This window comes from Orbaceae bacterium lpD04, from assembly GCA_036251935.1.
Taxonomy (GTDB): Bacteria; Pseudomonadota; Gammaproteobacteria; order Enterobacterales; family Orbaceae; genus Orbus; species Orbus wheelerorum.
The window spans coordinates 357397-378391 of the sequence record CP133967.1 but is presented as its reverse complement, the minus strand read 5'-3'; the positions used below and the strand labels follow the sequence as shown (position 1 = coordinate 378391).

The following is a 20995-nucleotide window of genomic DNA, read 5'->3' as shown; positions in this document are numbered from 1 at the left end:
GATTAAAATCGATAGTTATGCTAAATAAATTAGACATTAACCATGATTAAACCCACTCGCTTCTTTTTCTGAAAGAGGATTTGTCACTGGGTGCTTAGCAAAATAATCCAGTGCACGTTTCATATCATCTAACAGCAAATTAGCTAAATCGCGACTAACACCATGACGAACTAATATTCGTTGAACAACGAGATCTTCTCTATTTGCTGGCATTGAGTAGGCTGGAACTTGCCACCCGCGGATACGTAAACGATCGGCTAAATCATAAAGAGTATATCCACCAATAGTTGAGCCATTTTTTAATTTCCATGCTAAAGCGGGGATCCCTTTTTGAGAATCGCCATCAAATAGAATCTCAAATGGCCCTAATTTGGCAATTTCGGCAGAAAGATATTGAGCAGTGCTATAACAAGCATTATGAATTTTTGCGTAACCTTCTTTACCTAATCGTAAGAAGTTATAATATTGGGCAATAATTTGTCCACCAGGGCGAGAAAAGTTAAGGGCAAATGTTGGCATATCGCCGCCTAAATAGTTAACTTTAAACACTAACTCCTCAGGCAAATCTTTTGCTTCACGCCATACAACCCAGCCTGCACCTAATGGCGCTAAACCAAATTTATGTCCGGAGCTATTAATTGATTTGACTCGCGGTAAACGAAAATCCCACGCAATGTCTGGCGCACAAAACGGCGCTAAAAAACCACCACTCGCGCCATCGACATGAATTGGAATGTCTAAACCAGTATCTTTTTGTAATTTATCTAATGCATCACTAACTGCTTTAACGGGTTCATATTGACAAGTAAATGTCACCCCTAATGTTGGTACAACGCCAATGGTATTTTCATCTACACGTTTTAACACTTCTTCAGCATTCATAATTAGGCGCTCGCCTTCTAGTGGAATTTCTCGTAACTCCACATCAAAATAACGCGCAAACTTATGCCAACAAATCTGTACTGGTCCGCAAATCAAATTGGGTTTATCCGCAGATTTTCCTTCGGCAATTCGTTTTTTACGCCATTGCCATTTTAAAGCAAGCCCACCAAGCATTGCCGCTTCCGATGAACCAATGGTCGAACATCCCATTGTTGTATCAGGTGTTGGGGAGTTCCAAAGATCGGCAAGCATTCTAACGCAGCGCGCTTCGATTTCAGCCGTTTGTGGATATTCATCTTTATCGATCATATTTTTATCGATAGATAAATCCATTAATTCACGAACTTCATCTTCAACCCAAGTTTGACAGAAAGTCGCAAGATTTTGTCTTGAATTACCATCAAGCATTAGCTCATCACGTACGGCATTAAAAATATGTTGTGGATTTTTTTCTTTGGCTGGAAATTTATTTTTTGGTAATGATGAGACTAATTCTGATGAACCATAAACATCATCAATTGCATTTTCTGAATCCGAACTATGATTTTTGACGTTACTCATAAAAGCTCCTATAAAATAATTAACTTTATTAACTGGATCAAATCAAATTAAAAACGTGTAATTCTTTTTTTATAATATTCCCGGCTCGAAAAAAAGCAACACCGGGCCGTAAAATTGAGCACTAAAAGATAACCAATGAATTGAATGATTAGAGTTATTTATATGGGTTACCATAACAGATTAACTAATTAATATTATTTAATCAACAAATTATCTAAAATAATACAATGAATTAGTCAGTTTTTATGGAAATTTGAGAGGGATTTGACGGTCCTTTTCGATATGTTTTATATAGCCATCATGTTTTAAGCAATTCAATAATAGCTTAGCCGACAATCGCTTGTCGTTTATTAAGTTTACAGACAGCGGCATCATCAGCTTTATTGGTGCATATGATAAAACTGCATTTTAATCGGTAATGGTTATATAATATCCTAATTACAGATATTATTAATCATTGAGATCTTAGCTCTAACATTGATTGAATAAGAAAATTTTGCCTATTCTAAACTGAGTTTTGATAAATAATAGCAATACTCAAATTGGCAACATTACGTTTAATCATAGATGTTTAATCAAAGGTAAGGATTAGATAATGTTAACATTTGAAAATATCGCTATCGATATTGCTCAATTTAAGTGGTTAGGCGTTAAAACTTGGCAACCTTTATTGAAGGATATAACTATTGGAATTAATCCAGGGGAAGTTGTCGCACTAATTGGTGGTAGTGGTGAAGGTAAGAGTATATTTTTGCAAAATACCCTCGGTTTATTACCTAACAATATGCGCTCTAGTGGCCATATTTCAATCAATGGTCAGGTAATAACTGAAGCAAAAAAAAGCCAACTACGCGGTAATACGATTTGTTATGTTCCTCAAGGTGTTAGTGCACTTAACCCTCTTATCCGCATCGGTCCACAATTAAAACGAACGACTAAACTAAGTGGGGTACAAAAGCACTCTCATGAAGTTTTACATCTTTTACAGCAATTTGAATTACAAAAAAATATTGTCAATTTTTATCCAAGGCAGTTATCGGGTGGAATGGCAAAAAGAGTATTAGCATGTAACGCAACATTAACCCATGCTCAGTACATATTGGCTGATGAAATAACGTCTTGGCTTGATGACAAGCATGCAATGCAATTGCTAACGTACCTAAAAAAATTATGTGAACAAGGCCGAGGGATCTTATGGGTTACGCATGATCTTGCCATGGCAGCTAAATTTGCAGATCGGATAGCCGTTTTACATGGTGGTAGACTTGAAGAAATCGTAACGCCAAGTCAACTAAAGAGGCGGCAAGCAAGTGAGTGGTCACTATGTTTATGGGATGCATTGCCTGAACATAAATTTATAGGCTAATATAATTCAGTCACGAGCATCATCAAAATAGAGAATATTGGTACAGACTTTTTGTAATAATGTTTTATTATGACTAAAAATTAGCATTCCTAAAGGGCGTTTGACTGATTCATCAATTAAAATTTGCCAAATTTTTGCTTGAATATAAGCATCAAGTTGCGCAGTGGCTTCATCGACAATCAAAAATTGAGTACGCGGATCTAACGCTCGCAATAAAGCAATTCTAGCAAGCTCACCACCAGATAGTTCGCTTGGTCTGCGCGCCAACCATGTTGATTTAATCGATAATTTATCAAACCAACAAGGCGCAGGGTTCCATGCATCATATAAGCTCGCCTGCAAAGTGCGATAAGGATTAAAACTTCGTTCAGGGTGTTGATTAACTAACTGAATAGGGCAATAACCTTTAGTTGAGATAACATTACCATCAAGCAAAATGCTACCCGATGAGACTTTTTGCCAGTGTGCAATAACTCGCCCTAGTGTACTTTTACCAAAGCCGCTTGGCGCTGAGATCCCTAACCTATCGCCGCTTTGTAAGCAAAAAGAGAGATCTCTCCATAGCGTCTTATCACCTTGCTTTATCGTTAAATTATCTACTTTAATTGTCGATTTTATTAAGCTACTCATCATTTATACCTTAATTTTAACTTATCCACCTGCAACGTAAATTATTATAAATAAAAAAACCAAGAAAAGTAGGTTTTCTTGGTTTTTGGTGTTGCTGATATAAATACTTATTTATAGGATGGAAATGTTGCGTTTTCAGTTTGAGAACGAAGACGGTGTTTTAATTGATGATATTCTTCTAGCACATAACCTTCAGCCCACTGTTGATCATTAATTGACGTCAATTTAACCGGTACATATTTATACTCGGGCGTTCGGCTAATAGGGCTTAAATGCTCGCCAATAAGTTCATTACAAGCCCCTATCCACCATTGATAAGTCATGTAAACGGCCCCTTTATTGGTTCTATCACTGACACTTGCACGCGATATCACTTTTCCACGGCAAGATTCAATCCAAACCAACTCATCATCCTTAATATTAAGTGCTTTAGCATCTTGAATATTTATTTGTACATAGCCAGGCTCATCAGCTAAGATTGCTAAAGCTCGGCAATTACCCGTCATCGAGCGGCAAGAATAGTGCCCTACTTCGCGCACTGTTGTTAAAATAAGTGGATATTCATCATTAGTTCTTTCTACTGGATGTGCCCAATCACAGGTAAATAACTGCCCTTTACCATTTGGCGTGTCAAATTTAACGCCGCCTTGCCCGTCACTATATAAATAACGAGAGCCCGGTGAGTCAAGCGTAGGGCACGGCCACTGCACATAACCTAAGCCGCCATTAGCATCCATTTTTTCATAGGTTGCACCATAATATTGAGGGCACAGCTCACGCAGTTCATCCCAGATTTCTTGAGTATTATTATAATGCATCGGATAACCTAAAGCACTTGAAAGCAAGCTAATAATTTCCCAATCAACTTTGACATCACCAACCGGCTCAACTGCTTTATAAAAACGCTGGAAACCTCTATCGGCTGCAGAATAGACGCCTTCATGCTCCCCCCACGTTGTTGCAGGCAATATAACATCAGCTACTGCGGCGGTTTTCGTCATAAATACATCTTGCACAATTAGTAGATCAAGCTTACTAAAGCCATGTCTTACCGCCGATAAATCAGGTTCGGTTTGCAAAGGATCTTCCCCCATGCAATAAAATGCTTTAAGTAAGCCTTGCTCCGCTTTCATCGCAATTTCGGTAAGATACGTTCCAATCGTATCAGGAAGTTTTTCAACCCCCCATGCTTTCTCAAACTTAGCTCTTGCTTCTGGATCGGTAACATTTTGATAACCAGGAAACTGATTAGGTAATGCCCCCATATCACAGGCACCTTGCACATTATTTTGGCCTCTAACAGGCCCTAATCCTGTATTTGGCCGGCCAATTTGGCCGGTTAATAACGCTAAGCTAGCCAATGCTCGCACGGTCTCAACCCCCTGATAAAACTGGCAAACCCCCATTCCCCAAAAAATTCCAGAAGTGGGAGAGGTTGCATACATTCTTGCAACTTCACGAACAACGAAAGGATCAATTCCTGTTATTGCCTGCGTTGATTCAGGTGGGTATTGCATAATGATTTGTTTAAATTGCTCAAAACCATCAGTATATTTATCAATGAATGACCGATTTATAAGATTTTCTTCCAGTAAAACGTAAGCAACAGAATTTAAAAATGCAATATTACTACCATTTTTTAATGGTACATAAATATCAGCGATCCTTGCAGTTTCAATCTTACGCGGATCACAAACAATGATTTTTGCACCATTTTCTTTGGCTCTAAGTATACGTCGAGCAATAATAGGATGTGATGTTGCGGGATTCCAACCAAAAATAAAAATACACTTAGTATCATCAATTTCAACAATTGAATTACTCATAGCGCCGCCGCCGACTGAAAGCTGTAGACCTGCGACAGATGGGCCATGACATACTCTTGCACAGCAATCGACATTATTAGTACCAATCGCAGCTCTAGCAAATTTTTGCATTACATAATTGGTTTCATTGCCCGTGCTACGAGAAGAGCCTGAGCACATAATCGCATCTGCGCCATATTGCTCTTTTATTGCTTTAAATTTTTCTGTGATAAATGCAATCGCCTCTTGCCAAGAAACGGCTTCAAGCTCACCTTTTTTCTCACGGCGGATCATTGGATTTTTAAGTCTAGGCGTTAAAATTTTAGTGTCATGAATAAAATCCCAACCGTATAATCCTTTCAAACATAATTCACCTTCATTTGTTAATCCATTAGCACCGCTAGCTCCGATCACTTTACCATTGTTAATGCTCAAATTAATTTTGCAACCAGAGCCACAATACGGACAAACTTCAATAACATTTTTCATTCGATTACCTCTTATATTCTATAAGATAAAATTTGATAAAATTAATTTATCGAATCGCTAAAACACTATCACGCTGGCGCTTTTCTTGAATTTTTATCAAATCATCAAGATCAACTAAAGATAATGCTTTGGTCGGGCAAGTACGTACACATGCAGGGCCGTTTGGATCGGAATAGCAAATATCACATTTAATCGCTTGAGCCTTATATCGTTTTCCTCTTGCATGCCCAGCAACTATTAAGTCTTCAATTTTTAACTTTACCTTCATCGCACCAAATGGGCATGCTAAAACACAGGTTTTACACCCAATACATTTTTCTTGTAAAACTTTAATATGATTGTTTTGACGAATAATCGCCCCATTAGGACAAGCAAGCATACATGGTGCATCTTCACATTGATGGCACATAACAGGCACCGTGATATCACCAACTTCAATCACATCTAATCTTGAATTAAAATGAGCACTTTCTATCGTTCTAATTTCTTCCCCATGCGCAAGTACACATGCAATTTCGCAGGTTTTACAACCGATACATGCGCTGGCATCTGCATTAATAAATTTATTCATAATTTATCCTTATTGCACTACTTAGATTTAATAATTTAAATTCGTAACTATTTTTCATCGCCTCGTTGCGAACTTAGAATGCTAGGCACTTTGCCCTATATCATCTATTTGTAATTGATTAAATGATGTCGTAATATCGTTTTTTTGTAGTGCCTGATATACCGTTTCAACCGCGTTAATAACTGCATGAGTCATCGGATAATAAAAGCCAACAATATCAGGCTCAATACCAAGAAATAAAATGCGTTCAACATCAGGCTTTAATTGCTCAACTAAAAAATTGAGTGGCATATTATGTGTATTCATTAAAAACATCTCGGCTATCATATCCACATCAATAAATCTGATTTCGCCGGGATTTAACCCCATCACGGTTGCATCAATAATAAGTAAAAAATTGGGTTTAATTCGCCGAATAATATGAGCCATGTTCTCAGGTGAACTTCCGCCATCAATAACTTGCCAATCTCTAATTGGATTTTCCGTCATTTTTTTTGCAAGTAAAGGACCTGCGCCATCGTCTCCCATCATAGAGTTACCAACAGTAAGCACGACTTTTTTTTGCATAATTAATTCCGCCCAATGTGTTTAATCATTAAGTACATAGCCGGCTCTTTTGTCATCGCCTGAAATAACGAGAGTAAAGTATCGGTCCAAGTTTTAAATGGCTCATCGATTAACTTGTATTTGGCTAAAAAAGCATTAGCTAATAAATTAACATGGGAAATATCAACCGTAATTTCGCCAAACTTAAATAGCCTATCAAGCTTTGCATGAGCTTCCCTTGAATCCTCAATATAATCAATCCACTGTTTATACTGCGCAATTGGACAGTTAATTACTGCTTGAAAACAATCGATTACACCAACATGATGGCCTATTGCTAAAGAGTAATACATCACTTGCTGGGCATGCTCGGGAATATCGTTTTCTTGCTCAACAAATTTTTTATTTAAAGAATAAAATAAAACATGCTCAGTCATTGTCTTTCACCTTGTAGCGCTTTTGCGCAGGTCTCTTTTAATGCGATGACAATTTCTGTCAAACGAGGATCACTTTCTTGCGACAACCATTGACTAATTTGATTGTCAAATTCGTAAGGGGATGATGACCCTAATATCTGCATAATTTTATCGCTAATTTGCTTGCCTTTATAATAACCAGCTAAAATTCTTGCTTCACGTTCAACGGTTACTCGAATTGATAAAGGAATATCAGAGTAAATCAATGAGGGATGAGTTATGTGAGTCTGATCGTTGGTTTTGCCATGCAATTTTTGTTCGAGTAAACCAAGCGCCATTGCAAAACCGTATATTGTTGCAGCGGGGGTTGGCGGACAGCCTGGAATATAGACATCTATCGGCACAATATTATCACTCCCGCCCCAAACGCAATAAAGATCATGAAAAATTCCGCCACCACAACCGCATGCGCCATAAGAGAGACAAATTTTAGGATCAGGAGCACTATGGTAAGCGCGTAAAGCCGGCATTCTCATTGAACGTGTTACCGCGCCAGTAAAAATTAAAATATCAGCATGCCTAGGGGATGGAACGACTTTTATACCAAATCGCTCTGCGTCAAAAAGTGGCGTTATTGCAGCAAAAATCTCAATTTCACAGCCATTACAACCACCGCAGTCAACCCGATAAACATAGGCTGAACGTTTGATTTTTTTTAATAATGTTTCTTTTAATTTTTTAGTGTGTTCATCAATGGTTATTGGCGTTAAACGATGATGATCATAATTTGAATTTAATTGATTATTTTTCATATTCATAGCTTAACTCCTAGCTCAATATGTTGACTTAAAATAACATTTTCTTCACCAACAACATTTTGCCTACGCTTACAATCAGGACAGGTTTCAAATTGGTCCCGACGACTTTCAATTTCATTAATATCCATACCAGATTGAACGAGTAAAGCCATCACATAGTCGATCTCTTTTTGCGGGGCAAAGTAGCGCCGACATACTCGGCAAGATGTTAAACTAAATATTGCTGTTTCATACAGATCTTGCTTATTGGTCACGGCTAATTCAAATTCTTGAGATAATTCAATTGCTCTTGTTGGACATACTTCTTCACACCTAGCGCAGAAAATACATCGACCAACAAAAAGTTGCCACGTACGCGTTCCAGACTTTAGATCCGTTTCCATCGTTAACGCATTAGCAGGGCAAGCCGTCGTACACGCAGCACAAGCAATGCATTGATCCGGTTGGTATTTTGGTTTACCCCGAAAACCATCGGGTAAATCGAGTGGTTTAAACGGATATTTAACGGTAACATCACCTGTTTTGGCGAGAATTTTTAGCAATTTTAACATCGTAGCCTCTCTATCCTTTAACCGGAGAATTTACTCGCTCAATTCCATAACGTTCAATTTCTTTGTAAGGAACCGTAACCGATTTTTGTTTACGTACGTCAACAAGTGTTACGCGGTCTGTACAAGAGTAACAAGGATCAAGACTACCAATAATTAATGGAGCATCTGAAACCGTATTACCACGTAGCATATATTTAAGTACTGGCCAGTTGGCATAAGTTGCCGCCCTACAACGCCAACGGAATAATTTTTGATTATTCCCTGTCATGCTCCAATGGACATCTTCTCCTCGAGGAGCTTCAGTAAATCCTAAAGCAAATTTATTTGGCTTATACGTAAAACCTTCAACTAATAGTGGCCCCTGCGGTAAATTATCTAAGGCATATTCACACATCGCAATTGAATCTAATGTCTCTTCGATGCGAACAAATACCCGCGCCGCTACATCACAGCTATCATAACTAATTAAGTTTTTTGGCAGCAATTGATAACCAGTATAAGGGTGATCAAAACGGACATCGCGTTTAAAACCGCTGGCTCGAATTAATGGCCCTACAGGGCTAAAGTCGCGGGCAATTTTTTTATCTAAAATGCCAACACCTTTCGTTCGCTGTTCAAAATTAGGCGTGCTCACTAACATATCGACTAGTGTCATCACTTCTTTACGCATCTCTTGCAAGAGTAATATTGTTTCTAATCGTGCATCTTTTAATATGTCACGGCGGATCCCTCCAATAAGATTCATACCATAAGTTTTTCGAGCGCCAGTGAGGAGTTCGGCTATCACCATGGCTTTTTCTCTCACACGAAAAAACTGCTGAAAACCGCCATCAAAACCCGTAAAATGACAGCTCAATCCTAGATTAAGCAAATGACTATGCAAGCGCTCAACTTCAAGTAACACACTGCGGATCATTTGGCCACGCATCGGCACTTCGATCCCCAGCGCATTTTCAATTGAATTAGCATAAGCAACGCTATGCGCATAGCCACAAATACCACAGACGCGATCAGCTAAAAAAGTGACTTCATTGTATCCCATCCGATTTTCAGCTAACTTCTCCATTCCACGATGAACATAAAACAATCGATAATCAGCATCAATAATCCGTTCACCATCAACAAATAACCTAAAATGCCCTGGTTCATCAGAGGTAATATGCATTGGGCCGATCGGAACAATACGATTACTCTTATCGCCAAGTTCATTTAAAAAAGGATAAGTATCGTTGTCCGTTGTTGGTGCTGGCCTCTGACGATAATCCATCGAATCTTTACGTAATGGATAAAGCTCATCAGGCCAATCATCTGGCAAAACTAAACGGCGCGCATCAGGGATCCCAACTGGCTCTAAACCATACATATCACGAATTTCACGCTCCCCCCAGACTGCAGCAGGAACAAGCGGCGTTACAGATGGAAATTCAGCGCTAACAGGATCAACGAATGCTTTAACAACTATCCAACATTTTTCACCTTGTTCCATTGATAAGGCATAATAAATAGCAAAATTACCGTGTAATGACCTTTCATCGTTACCAAAAAGCACCGGTAAAAAACCGCCCAAATCATAATAGAGATAAGCAACAATCTTCGGTAAACTATTTAGATCAACGGTGATGGTGAGCTGATTATAAGTTTGCCTTTCTTCATCTAAAATCGCATGTGGAAAACGTTGCCTAACACTAATAATGTAGCTATCACCCAGGTTTTTATCTCTAGAATTATGCCCTGTTTGTCCTAAATTTTTCATCACTGCGCGCTCCCTTGTCCTAATGACACTAGCTCTAATTTTGATAAATTAATTTGATTATGAAGCGGTTGTTCGCTAGCTTTAACTAGCTCAAATTGAGATGAAATCATAATGATCTCTGTCGCTCGATGGATATAATCTTTTACTGAAGGGGGAATATAGGTGCCCATTAATAACATTAATGCTAACAATATCGCCATTGGTGCAACAGCCATAAAGCCAAGCTCTCCTTTAGAAACTGCCTCGGGAGGTACACCAAAACTGACTTTAGCAGCCATTTTAACTAAGCCGCCAAGTACCACCGTCAATAAAAGTAATAACAATACCGTTAGCCATATTGAACCTGATTGAATGGATGCAATAACCAGCATAAATTCACTAACAAACACATTAAAAGGCGGCATTCCACCAAGCGCTAAGGCACCAGCAATAAATAATACTGAGGTTATTGGCGCTATTTTTAATAGGCCTTTGACTACCGACATATCACGGGTACCATATTTTAATAAGATATTACCCGATCCGCAGAACAGTAAAGTCTTAGCTAAACTATGGTTAATGGTATGCAATAATGCTGCAAAGGTCCCTAATGGTCCCCCTATAGCGATTGCTATCGCAATTAATCCCATATTCTCAACACTGGAATAGGCGAGCAACCGTTTGATATCACGCTGGACAATAATAAAAAATGCAGCAAAACCAACAGATAAAAACCCTAATATTAGAAGTAACATTTTTGGAAAACTATCGCCAATAACACCAGCAATAATAATAAAATAACGCAATACAACTAATAGGGCACAATTGAGTAACACAGCAGATAACAATGCACTTGCTGGGCTAGGAGCTTCACTATGTGCATCAGGAAGCCAAGCATGCATTGGGAATAACCCCATTTTTGTACCAAACCCGAGTAATATAAAAACAAAAGCAATATGCATTAATGTTGGGTCAAAAATTTCAGGATACTTGACAACTTCGGTCCAAAAAACAGCTAGGCTCGGATCGGTCATTAAACTTGCCGCATCGGCATACACTAATACTGTGCCATAAAGCCCAAATGCCACACCAATCGTACATATAATGATATATTTCCATGCTGCTTCTAAAGACGATTTTTGCCCATATAATCCAACTAAAAAAGTCGAACTAAGTGTTGTCGCCTCAATGGCAACCCACATCACAATCAAATTATTGGTTGTGATTGCAAGTAACATAGTGAATAAAAATAGCTGGAAAAAACCGTAATAACAGCAAAGGCCGCGGACAGAAATTTCACCATGACGAAGTTCATGGTTCATATAACCAATCGAGTACATTGCGGTAATAAAACCGATTATACCTAAAAGCGCGATGAATATGCCGCTCAAAGCGTCAACGTGCCACCATAAGTTAGCTGATAAAATCTGACCTTCACAAAAAATGATATAAACGGTTAATCCAGATAAAATCAATAATACCAAAACACCGATAAAATTGATTAACGTCACCAAACTCGTTGCCAATTTACCGAGTAAACAGGCTAAAAAGGCTAACGTTGCAAACAATAATGGGGTTGCAAGTAACAGATAGATAATTTCAGTTCCGTTCATAACAACTATCCTTTTAATACATTAAGTTTATTTGCATCTAATGTTCTTAAATCTCGATAAATGCGTTTAGCAAAATACGACATAATGATGACGGCAAAAATGGCATCAGTTGTGACGCCAATTTCAACTAGCTCGGGTACGCGAAACGCTAATAATGACAGCGTTAAGTGCGAGCCATTTTCCATTAAACAATAACCAAAAATTTGTTTAACAATATTGCGTTGACTAATAATGCACATAAGCCCAATAAAGAACAGTGCTAGCGAAACGGCTAAAACGGGTTTTAATGTTTGCGTTAAAGGGAGTTTTACTGGCGCAACAACAAAGTAACAAACCAGTAAAATGATTGCGGCTAACAAAATGATAATGGGAATTGGTATCGCCTTATAGCTAGCATTGCTCTCTTTTATCTTATGAAAAGCTAAATAAAGAATTGAGGGAACTAAAATGACTTTAGTCACAATTGAGGTTATCGCCCAGCTATATAACTCATGCGCATCCATAAAATAGGCGATAACGAAAAAAATCGTGACTAATATCGCTGACTGTAGTGAAAATACGATAATTGATGTGATCAATCGCTTGACCAAAATAAGCAAAATCGATGTCACAACCAACATACCAGCTAAATTATTGATAATAAAAGATTCAGTCATGCTTAGTTTTCCTTTTAATTTAACCAGAGTGAGGCAATCACACTTGAGCACAGTGACATAACAATAAGAATAATAATTACCGCCTTCATCGCAAAAGGAACCGGTGATGCGTTAGCAACGTCATCAGATGGTTTACCTGGCACGGCTTTACCAAACCAATATAAAAACCAAGCAAAACTGCCAACTGATTCAATTAAAATAATGATTAATAATGCCATAATGAGCCAATTACCATTAAATAGACCAAAACCCGCTGCAAAAATAGGGTATTTGCTAAAGAAACCATTAAAAGGCGGTACACCTGAAATTGCGAGAGCTGCAACGCAAAAACCAATACCAAGTAGCGGTAAAACGGTAATAATACCTTTTAATTTAGGTAACATTCGCGTGCCACAGCTAAAGCTTAGCGCCCCTGCAACTAAGAAAAAGAGACTTTTAGCAAAAGCATGGTTGAAGATATACACAATGCCGCCTTCAAAAGCCATTTTTCCATATACTGTGCCAAAACCATAAATAGCTAAAGAGAAAGCGAAAAAGATATAGGAAAGCTGGGTGATTGTTGAATAGGCTAACAAACGCTTCATATCTGTTTGTGGTAGATACATCACAAATCCATATACCAAGCTAATCGCGGACAAGACCATACCAACTTCACCAATAATTATCGGAATATGACCCGATGACATAATTGCCCTAGCAAAAATATAGACACCGACTTTAACCATTGACGCAGCATGTAAATAAGCACTTACGGGCGTTGGTGCTTCCATCGCATCAGGTAACCAAACATGTAATGGTAGCTGTGCTGATTTTCCCCACGCAGCAAATAAAATGCCGCCAACAATAATAATTTTAGCGGTATCATTAACTTGAGCAATCGATGTTAAAGCAAAGGTACCCGTTTCAACAAATAACCATGAGGCGGCTAAATAAAGGCCTAATGCGGCAACATGAGTAACAAGTAATGCTTTAAGTGCTGAGCGCTGTGATTTCGCTGTTTGATAATAGCCAATTAATGCCCAGGAGCATCCTCCCGTAATTTCGAAAAATAGTAATTGACCAACTAAAGTTGATGAAAGAACTAATCCCGCCATCGCACCAATAAATACCATTAATAAAGCGTAATAGCGCTTTGTTCCTTCATGGGGATGTTCTCGATTTTGTTTAGTCAGGTAAGCGGTGGAATAAACACAAATAAGAAATCCCAAAAAGACCACCGCAAATCCAATTAAAGTACTGACTTTATCGGCGACAATACCTAAAACTTCAGTCTCACCAATATTAAGTAGTATAAAGTGATAACTTACTTCATGACTGTTTAAGAGTATATAGCCTAATAGCGCGATCCCAATTGATGCAAATAAAGAGACTACTACGCCTAAAAAGCGAGACATACTATACGGTAAACAAGCGATAATAAATGCGCCGATAAAGGGGCCAAGGACCGTTAAAATTGCAATATTTTCCATATTATTTTGATCTCCTTTTTATAAGCTTACAAGGTAAAAAACATAAGCTAATACTGACACGCCAAAGCCCGTCCACGTAACTCTTGACGTCAGTAAAAAGCGCCCTCGACATAAGCTATTTTCAATCAGGCAAGCGATCACAAAGACAACGAATAATTTAATTAAAAATAGCCCTAGCAAGAAAAAAATATTGACGTCAGGTGATGGGAAAAAAATCGCTAAAAATAAGCTCACAATAACAATTTGTTTTAGGCTTAAACCAATTTTAACTAATGCAAGGCTTGCACCTGAATACTCTGTTAATGGCCCTTCTTGTAACTCTTGCTCAGCCTCAGCATAATCAAATGGAATTTTACCCATCTCAATAAACACTGCAAATGCACATGCAGCTAAAGCGAGTATAGCCGCGGTTGGCGCTTGACCGCCCCACTGCTCAATAAAAAAGAGGTTTATTTGTGTGACATTAGTTGTGCCAGCGATAATTGCAACGACAATAAGAGCAAGCATTAAAATTGGTTCAACCAAAATACCTAACATTAACTCACGGCTAGCACCGATCCCAGCAAATGGGCTACCCGAGTCAAGTCCTGATAACGAGAAAAAGAAACGAAAGATGGCAAATATATAAATAATCGCGATAAGATCAGCAATCGAGCCTAAGGGTGAACCGACTGTGATTATCGGTAAAATAGTTGCCAGTAATAGCATCGAACCAATTACAATAAAGGGCATTACTCTAAAAATAAAACCGGCATTCTTCGGCGCAACATCTTGCCTTGTAAATAGTTTAATAATATCTCGATATTCTTGTAATATGCCTGGGCCTCGCCTTGACTGCATACGAGCTTTGATTTGCCGAGATATGCCAGCCATTAAAGGCGCAATAATTATCAATATTAATCCTTGTAATAATCCAATTAGCAGCCAACATAGAGATGTTAAATCAAAATTCATGCTTTTCTCCCCCTATAACATGGTTAGCAATAGTAAAATAACTAAAGCAACGACGATATATAGGCTATAAATTCTATAATTCCCTTGCTGCAATATTTGTACTCTCTGTCCAACAACTTGGACAAAATTGACCACTCTATCGATAATTTTTCCATCCCATAATGGCTCAATTTTTCTTGCCCAATCGGTCAACTTATCAACACAAACCTTAGACCAAGTACCAAAGTCAAAAAACTGGCGTAGGCGGTAAAGCGGCGCAAACATAAAACGCAGCGGCTGAGTAAAATTACCTGCCGACTGCGCCATATCATTTTCATATTGATAGCCACATGCCCATGGATCACCTTGATGGCGAAACGCTAGGCGGTAACGACGTGTTATGCCATAAATAATAAGCGGTAAAATAATTAATCCAGTTAATAGAACAAAAATTAATACAGGTGAAAGCTGAGCTTGTGCAACGTCGCCAGGGATCAGCATTGTCCCGTGATTAACAACAATATTATTAGTACCTTGCAACATATGAGGCGTAACTAATTGTATGGCAATATCTGAAATCAGCGGCGCAACCATAAAAGCCCCAATACCAAGTGCAAGGCATAGTAGAGCTAACAGCAACATTGCACTAATCATAGAAAATGGCACTTCCGTTGCTTTAGCGGCTTGTTCTGTTTTAGGATTGCCACAAAAACAGATCCCATAGACTTTAACAAAGCACATTGCAGCGAGTGCGCCAGTTATTGCTAACATGACAATTGCGATTGGACCTGCAATTTTGAGAAATAGATGACTTGCGTTAGTTAGACTAAAAAGCGATTGATAGGTATACCATTCACTAATAAAGCCATTTAAAGGAGGGAGAGCAGAAATAGCCATACAGCCAATTAAAAATGCCATTGCGGTATAAGGCATCATTTTGGCTAGCCCTCCCATTTTTTCCATATCTTTAGTGTGTAAGCGATAAATAACAGCCCCAGCACCTAAGAATAGTAATCCTTTAAAAATTGCGTGGTTTAATAAATGATATAGTGCCCCTAATAGACCAAGTACCGCTAATATTGGTGAATTGAGTGAAATGCCTATCATACCAACGCCAACGCCCATTAAAATAATACCGACATTTTCAACGGTATGATAAGCAAGCAAACGTTTTATGTCATGCTCAGCTAATGCATACAAAACACCAAGTACGGCAGAAATAGAGCCAAATGCTAATACCACAATCCCCCACCATAGCTGCGTTGCACCTAATAAATCGATACCAACTTTTATAATGCCAAATACCCCTATTTTAACCATCACGCCAGACATAAGTGCTGAGGCATGAGAAGGGGCTGCTGGGTGAGCTTTGGGTAGCCAACCATGTAGTGGCATCATGCCAGCTTTAGCACCAAAGCCAAAAAATGCTAACAAAAAGACTATTGAAGATATAGCAGGTGAACAATCTAATATACGAAAACTGGCAAAATTAAAGCTACCTGATTGTTGATAGAGTAAAAAGAACGATGCCATAATTAGCACTGAGCCAGCATGCGCAATAAGAAAATAGATAAATCCAGCTTTAATCGCCTTTTCATCTTGTTCTGAAATAACAAGAAAATATGACGCAAGTGACATGATTTCAAAAAAAATAATAAAATAAAATGCATTATCCACCACCATCAATATCACCATTGATGCGATAAATAAATTCATAAAAAAGCCCATCGCACTAGCGCCCTTACCAATATATTCTTGAACGTAAGATAACGAGTACAACGAAGTGATTAACGCTAATAAAGAGATAACTGCAATCATAAAGGCAGCAAGCCGATCGAGTAATAATGGACAGTCAGAAAAAGCAAAAGGACTCGTTAAAGAATACTGATAAATATCACCAAAAAGCAGTGTTGGAAAAACAGCAAGCAATCCGACCACAGCTGCCGTTATACCAAAAATACCGGCAAGGTAGATGGAGGCTCGTTGCTGTTTGGTAAATAAAAGCGAACCGAGCGCGCCGAGCCCATAAATAACAATAGAGAGTAATAATAAGCTAAAACTTGATGGCATAATTAGTCCCCTTTCAACTTAACAACGTTGTCATCAACTAATTGAGCTGAAAGGGCAACGGTTTGTTGTTTAATTTTAGCCACGTTATCAATCGTATCATTGCTAACTAGAAAAAGTGCATCAGTTGGGCAACTCTTTATACAAGCAGGTCCTGATGGCGAAAAATGACATAAATCACATTTGACAGCTATGGTCTTTTTACCTGCATTCCAAACCAAAAAAGGGCTCATTGACGCAGGACTTGAAGGTAATTGATTAAGCATCGACTCAGGTATATATTGCTCATAACATTGGGGTTTATCGACAGGATCGCTTGCCGCTGGGGTAATTGCGCCAAATGGACAAGCAAGTCCGCATAATTTGCAGCCAATACATAAACTTTCATTCAATAAAATAGTGTGATCAAAATGTGTTATCGCATTCACGGGGCAAACTTTTGCACAAGGCGCATCCTCACAATGACGACATAGCACGGGAGCGGTTCCGTTGTTGTTATCTCGCACGACTGTCAATCTTGCATGATCAACGAGCCCGACCTCTTTATGAACTTCAATACAAGCCGCCATGCAAGTATTACAACCAATGCATTTCCTTGGCTCTGCTATCACAAAGCGATTCATAACATGAATACTCCTTTATTTTAGTTTGAGTTTTTGCTTATGGTAACTAACTAATATAGATAGCAAAATTTATACCAATTTTAAAAATGAGTACTGCGTGCTTTAATTAATAGCAAAATTATGAGCAGAAAAAAGAGGCTAAGATTATTTTATAGTTAATATTAACCATAAAATAATCATAATGTTAAAGTTAAAAACTGGCAGCATAGGGGATGATTTTTAAATCTAATAAACGATTCGATGGAGCACTAAAACTAACTTAAGAAAATAATAGTAGATGCTTTTTTTAGATTAAAAAAATGACATTTCGACATTTTTGCTGATTTTATGTCATTTCATATGACATTATCGACACTTGGTATTAAAATTGATAAAACGAATAAATAATAACCGGTCTCTTTCACCTAAATCATTTTTAAAATATAATCAATTATGCCAATCCATTTTAATTCAGGAGATATACCACTATGTTTGGAAATAAAGTTAACCGTCAAGTCATCATCTGGACAACGATTATTGGTGGCTTTTTCAGCTCGTTAGTAAAATGGGGCTCTGAGGTTAATATGCCACCTCGTGTTCCTGGCGAAATCTCCCCTCCTGCAGCCCATATCGATGCTTGGCTTGGTTGGTTAGGCATTAACTCTCACTCCCTTGATTATGTTTATCAAGGAGGGTCAGTGCTTGGCGCTGTAACACTTTATCACTGGTTATTCAGCTTTGCTTTTGCATTTGTCTATGCTGCTGGTTCGTTTTATTGTAACAAAGTAAGATTATGGTACGGTGCTTTATTTGGCCTGGTTATTACGGTTGTTATGCATGGTTTTTTAATTCCATTATTAGGCTTTAGAAACCCAGTATATGATAGTGGCGCAACAGGTTGGTTATGGAACCTTAATGGCTATGAGCTATGGAGTGAAATTCTTGGTCATATTTATTGGGGTGTATCGATTGAAATTTGTATGATTGCCGTCCTTGCCCATTTTGCAAGACCAATTAGAGGTGTATGGCGCCAATAATTGGTATAAAGTAAAATATAAAGCGGATTTAACTATCAGCTCAGTTATTTTGCTCAGTGCTTGCGAAATTAATATATTTAGATTTCGCAAGCAGCTTTTATACCAAAAGTAATCCATTTCCAAGCCATTACACGTGTAAGTTTAGAAAAAACATTTCTCGGTATTGATGGTTTTACTCAAACCATTGGATTTTAAGGGCACTGCCAAATGAGAACTTAACTGGTTAATTCAATTTTAAGTAAAATAGTGAAAATATTATTATTACCGACTCGTCAACATTTGGCCAAATTCACTCTTACTCTTTCTATCGATCGATTAAACGCATTATTACTGTTCAAGATATCAACATTAAAGATGAACAATTTTCAATCAAAAATAATATCTTTTTAGACAACATCGACTAAGTTAGGAGCAGTAGATCCTTAGCTTATTTATTCTGTAATAGAGGCTTTTATTCGTTATTTTTTTGTTGTAACGCCTTAATATAGTGAAAATTTTACATCAATTGTTATCAGATAAGAACAAGCAGAGACAAATAAGCCTAATGCTAATTAACCACGAATTTTCAGTGTTAACCCTTTTAGAAAATAACGTAATAACTGATCGCCACATTTACGGTAGTTTTTATGATCTGCTTTACGAAAGATAGCACTTAATTCTGGCTTTGAAACACGAAAATCGACCGAAGTATATATATCAATAAGATCGCAATCTTTTAGAGCAAAAGCCGCTCTTAGTTTTTTCATAATGATGTTATTGGTAACCGTTGGCTCGACTTCTGGAATAGGAAAACGATCATCTTTGCCTCGACGAAAAATAATTAAACCATTTAAAAAGTGAACCATTACATAATCTGAACATATTTTATAATCAGGTGCATCTTCAGGTTTTAGCCAAGCATTCATCTCAAGAATATCAACCTCTAATCCAGCTAACTTAATAATATCAAGCATTTGAGCATCACTAAGATTAAGCATATAACGCACACTGCGTAATGTGTCATTGTTTTCCATCATTTTTCCTATTTGAACAAATCAAACGCGAGATTTGTTATCTTTATGTGGCCGACATACTAGATTGGAATAAAGGGAAACTCAATAAAAAAATGCGATAATAATATTCAAAAGATTTGAAAGGGAACTAAAGGTGACATAACTAAAGATGAGCAACAAAAATTTTTAAATATTTGCCTATGATTATATATCCCACCAAAATTGAAGGTACTCATCCAATCTTGGTGGTAGTCATTTATTAGATAGGGACTATTTAATAAATAATACTTAACCTTTATAGAGTGGTGAACGCTGTCCATACATAAAACAACGATTTGATTCTGGATTAAATAACGTAGAATTAGCCATTCCAGCCATCGGATAGTACTTATCACTTATGGTATCAAATACTCGATTAATCAAAAGCCCAAGGAGATTAAAATAACTGGTACTATCACCTTGAACAGTGATTTGGTTATTCCATATTGTTTTACCGGTTCTTAAATCAACTAAAGTGCCGGACGCCGCGACCTCTGGTGCACCAGCAAGTACTCCATAGCTATAACCATATTGATTAACATCTAAATACAAAACAGCGTCGGCGCCAAAAATTTGACGTAATTTTTCGGTACTCACATTGCGCATTTCACCTGCAACCGTGACACCATTTTGATAAAAAGTTTCCTCAACTAAAGCAATTGGAAATACATAATAGCCCGCCTCGGATAATGGCCGAGTTAATTGCGAAAAAAATGCATTAGTTGCATCAATATTTGCCGTTTTATTTTCGGGCAATAATACTAAGATTGACTTTGGTTTACTTTCATTAAATGCACTGTAATCACAAGGTTTAGCACATCCAGTTAAAAAAACAGCTATTAGTATCCCTAGAAAAATAATTCCTTTTTTCATTTTATATTTCTCGTTCCTTGATTAAGTAATAAGTCCATAAACGTCGTCGATTCAACAAATAGCTGTTTTTCTATTTCAAATTGATTTTTCGCTTCATCTATCTTACCAATATTACTATAAAGCAAACCAAGGTGAGCGTGTAAACCCGGTGGTGATAATAGTGATTTTGCGCGTGACTTATCAATATTTTTTTCTAATAATACAATTTGTTCTTCGGTATTAACCTTATCTTGTTGGTGATATAAATATAACGTAGCTTCATAATCATCCCAGTTATAGATATCTTTTTTTGCGCAGCCAACAACCAATAAAACGAGTAGTAGTGGTAATAATTTTTTGATAAACAT

20 protein-coding genes are annotated in these 20995 nt (G+C 37.6%); 2 read left to right on the top strand and 18 right to left on the bottom strand.

Features of this window, described 5'->3' with window-relative positions; genetic code table 11:
- Positions 1-36: 36 nt before the first annotated feature.
- On the bottom strand, positions 37-1443 hold the full coding sequence (locus RHO14_01690; GenBank protein ID WVD71522.1) for a glutamate decarboxylase: 1407 nt from the start codon (positions 1441-1443) through the stop codon (positions 37-39).
- A 595-nt stretch (positions 1444-2038) separates the two neighbouring features.
- Here RHO14_01690 and RHO14_01685 point away from each other — a divergent pair.
- Positions 2039-2809: an ATP-binding cassette domain-containing protein gene (locus RHO14_01685; GenBank protein WVD71521.1), complete on the top strand. Its 771-nt coding sequence runs from the start codon at positions 2039-2041 to the stop codon at positions 2807-2809.
- 6 nt (positions 2810-2815) lie between these two features.
- Here RHO14_01685 and RHO14_01680 read toward each other — a convergent pair whose 3' ends face one another.
- The 14 genes from RHO14_01680 to RHO14_01615 form a co-directional block, all read right to left on the bottom strand.
- Positions 2816-3439: an ATP-binding cassette domain-containing protein gene (locus RHO14_01680; protein ID WVD71520.1), complete on the bottom strand. Its 624-nt coding sequence runs from the start codon at positions 3437-3439 to the stop codon at positions 2816-2818.
- A 107-nt stretch (positions 3440-3546) separates the two neighbouring features.
- A complete protein-coding gene (fdhF, locus tag RHO14_01675) occupies positions 3547-5733 on the bottom strand; it encodes a formate dehydrogenase subunit alpha (protein ID WVD71519.1) in 2187 nt (728 codons plus the stop codon).
- Positions 5734-5779: 46 nt separating this feature from the next.
- Positions 5780-6304, bottom strand: a complete 525-nt coding sequence (locus tag RHO14_01670; protein WVD71518.1) for a 4Fe-4S dicluster domain-containing protein — start codon at positions 6302-6304, stop codon at positions 5780-5782.
- 81 nt (positions 6305-6385) lie between these two features.
- Positions 6386-6871, bottom strand: a complete 486-nt coding sequence (gene hycI / locus RHO14_01665; protein WVD71517.1) for a hydrogenase maturation peptidase HycI — start codon at positions 6869-6871, stop codon at positions 6386-6388.
- Between the two features lie 2 nt (positions 6872-6873).
- Positions 6874-7287 (bottom strand): formate hydrogenlyase maturation HycH family protein, encoded by a 414-nt coding sequence (locus RHO14_01660; GenBank protein ID WVD71516.1) that lies wholly within the window; start codon positions 7285-7287, stop codon positions 6874-6876.
- Positions 7284-8084, bottom strand: coding sequence for an NADH-quinone oxidoreductase subunit B family protein (locus RHO14_01655; GenBank protein ID WVD71515.1), 801 nt, complete (start codon positions 8082-8084; stop codon positions 7284-7286). Before RHO14_01655 ends, RHO14_01660 begins: the two co-directional genes overlap by 4 nt.
- Positions 8081-8635, bottom strand: a complete 555-nt coding sequence (gene hyfH / locus RHO14_01650) for a hydrogenase 4 subunit H (protein WVD71514.1) — start codon at positions 8633-8635, stop codon at positions 8081-8083. The genes RHO14_01655 and hyfH overlap by 4 nt, the downstream gene beginning before the upstream one ends.
- A 10-nt stretch (positions 8636-8645) precedes the next feature.
- Positions 8646-10388 carry a hydrogenase large subunit gene (locus RHO14_01645; GenBank protein ID WVD72486.1) on the bottom strand — a complete coding sequence of 581 codons (1743 nt, stop codon included), beginning with the start codon at positions 10386-10388 and terminating at the stop codon, positions 8646-8648.
- Positions 10388-11980 carry a hydrogenase 4 subunit F gene (locus RHO14_01640; GenBank protein ID WVD71513.1) on the bottom strand — a complete coding sequence of 531 codons (1593 nt, stop codon included), beginning with the start codon at positions 11978-11980 and terminating at the stop codon, positions 10388-10390. Before RHO14_01640 ends, RHO14_01645 begins: the two co-directional genes overlap by 1 nt.
- Before the next feature lie 5 nt (positions 11981-11985).
- On the bottom strand, positions 11986-12636 hold the full coding sequence (hyfE, locus tag RHO14_01635; protein ID WVD71512.1) for a hydrogenase 4 membrane subunit: 651 nt from the start codon (positions 12634-12636) through the stop codon (positions 11986-11988).
- A 14-nt stretch (positions 12637-12650) separates the two neighbouring features.
- Entirely contained in the window at positions 12651-14105 is a 1455-nt protein-coding gene (locus tag RHO14_01630; GenBank protein WVD71511.1) for a hydrogenase 4 subunit D, read from the bottom strand.
- Positions 14106-14123: 18 nt separating this feature from the next.
- Complete coding sequence (locus RHO14_01625) at positions 14124-15059, bottom strand: respiratory chain complex I subunit 1 family protein (GenBank protein WVD71510.1); 936 nt, start codon at positions 15057-15059, stop codon at positions 14124-14126.
- 12 nt (positions 15060-15071) lie between these two features.
- Positions 15072-17108: a hydrogenase 4 subunit B gene (hyfB, locus tag RHO14_01620; protein ID WVD71509.1), complete on the bottom strand. Its 2037-nt coding sequence runs from the start codon at positions 17106-17108 to the stop codon at positions 15072-15074.
- A gap of 2 nt (positions 17109-17110) precedes the next feature.
- Positions 17111-17728 carry a 4Fe-4S dicluster domain-containing protein gene (locus RHO14_01615; protein ID WVD71508.1) on the bottom strand — a complete coding sequence of 206 codons (618 nt, stop codon included), beginning with the start codon at positions 17726-17728 and terminating at the stop codon, positions 17111-17113.
- Positions 17729-18195: 467 nt separating this feature from the next.
- On the opposite strand from RHO14_01615, the gene RHO14_01610 reads away from it, so the two are divergent.
- Positions 18196-18744 carry a DUF1440 domain-containing protein gene (locus RHO14_01610; protein WVD71507.1) on the top strand — a complete coding sequence of 183 codons (549 nt, stop codon included), beginning with the start codon at positions 18196-18198 and terminating at the stop codon, positions 18742-18744.
- Between the two features lie 551 nt (positions 18745-19295).
- On the opposite strand, the gene RHO14_01605 is transcribed toward RHO14_01610, so the two are convergent.
- From RHO14_01605 to RHO14_01595, 3 genes are all read right to left on the bottom strand, one after another.
- Positions 19296-19757: a DUF1456 family protein gene (locus RHO14_01605; protein ID WVD71506.1), complete on the bottom strand. Its 462-nt coding sequence runs from the start codon at positions 19755-19757 to the stop codon at positions 19296-19298.
- Positions 19758-20024: 267 nt separating this feature from the next.
- Positions 20025-20648, bottom strand: a complete 624-nt coding sequence (locus RHO14_01600) for a DUF799 family lipoprotein (GenBank protein WVD71505.1) — start codon at positions 20646-20648, stop codon at positions 20025-20027.
- On the bottom strand, positions 20645-20995 hold the full coding sequence (locus RHO14_01595; GenBank protein WVD71504.1) for a DUF4810 domain-containing protein: 351 nt from the start codon (positions 20993-20995) through the stop codon (positions 20645-20647). The genes RHO14_01600 and RHO14_01595 overlap by 4 nt, the downstream gene beginning before the upstream one ends.